General features: G+C 36.8%; 1 protein-coding gene and 1 rRNA gene. Both read left to right on the top strand.

Features of this window, described 5'->3' with window-relative positions; all coding sequences use genetic code 11:
- Positions 1-80, top strand: a 5S ribosomal RNA gene (gene rrf, locus H4683_RS20720); the annotation flags it as partial.
- Positions 81-471: 391 nt separating this feature from the next.
- A complete protein-coding gene (locus tag H4683_RS20715; protein WP_192600719.1) occupies positions 472-930 on the top strand; it encodes a hypothetical protein in 459 nt (152 codons plus the stop codon).
- The last annotated feature ends 479 nt before the right edge of the window (positions 931-1409 follow it).

Raw genomic sequence — 1409 nt, 5'->3', positions numbered from 1 at the left:
ATCCCGAACACGGAAGTTAAGCTCTTCAGCGCCGATGGTAGTTGGGGGTTTCCCCCTGCAAGAGTAGGACGTCGCCAGGCATCAAAAAAGTCATTGCCTAACTAGGTAGTGGCTTTTTTTATTTTTCAGAGAAATAATTGGAATTGTGAAGTTGACTTTAGAATCTGAAAGTTGGCGTTAGGTTTGTAGGACCTATGAATGTTTTGATCAAGTTCAAGTTTTGTAGCGGTCTTCATTATAATATAGGTTAAGTAATAAATAGTATGAAATTTGCTACTCATCGCACTTCAGATCCCGAACGTATGCACGCTGATGGTAATTGGGGAATTCCTCCTGTAAGAGTATGGACGTCGCCAGTCACCAAGGTCATTACCTGGCTAAAGTATAAACTTTTAGATTTACTACAATCCATAAGATTTTGACGTTTTTATCCTATAGAAACATATATATTTGAGGAGGGAGAATACAGGCTTGAATCATGAATTTTATCTAATAGCTAACACAACCGATGTGAAAGACTTTTGGATGTATAGAGAAAACAATAACAATGTTATTGATAGCATTGAAATACATGATGATCTAATTCAATATATTTATGATTCGTTAGAATGGATTCATAGTAAAAATCCTGGACTGAGAGGAACTACAAATGGTCAAGGCATTAACTATCATGGTGTAACGCTTTTTGATAAGCAGTCATCAGTAGATCTACTGAACATTTTTTCCTCTTGGAGGGACCTTATTAAAAATGCACCTGCTACATTTGAACTCACGGGTAAGTTTTTTTATGACGAAGAAGGCAAGATAGGGCGTGAACATGAAAAATTAGTCTTTAATCGAGATGAAGTAATTAAGCTGTTCGAAAAAATGATTTTGATGTCAAGACAGCTGGATGAAGGTAATTTATATTTGTATCATTGTGGAATATAAAGGGTAATATGAAATCGTTTTTTTATTAATCGATGCGATTGTGGAACAATATAGGTAGAAAATGAAAAAAAGACTACGCTTTTCTTCAAGGATGAGGAATAATATGGAGCTAATCCTCTTGCGCATATAAACTTGTAACCATACATAAAGCCAATCCATCGCTAGGTATAGGTAATCAAAAAACCAGTAGGATTCTTATTAGAATCCTACTGGTTTTTTTTAGTAAAAGGATTACGATTCGTCATCATAAAGACTTGTATTAATTAAGCGAAGCGACCAATTAAGCAAACAAACGACTGATTCCACAAGCGAAGCGACCAATTAAGCAAACAAACGACTGATTCCACAAGCGAAGCGACCAATTAAAGAAACAAGCGACTGATCCCGCTAGCGAAGCGACCAATTAAGCAACCAAGCGACTGATCCCACTAGCGAAGCGACCAATTAGGGAAACAAGCGACTGATTCCATAAGCGAAGC

Source organism: Sporosarcina limicola (assembly GCF_014873855.1).
GTDB lineage: Bacteria > Bacillota > Bacilli > Bacillales_A > Planococcaceae > Sporosarcina > Sporosarcina limicola.
The sequence above is the reverse complement of the archived record's forward strand: the minus strand, read 5'-3'. Positions and strand labels throughout refer to the sequence as shown.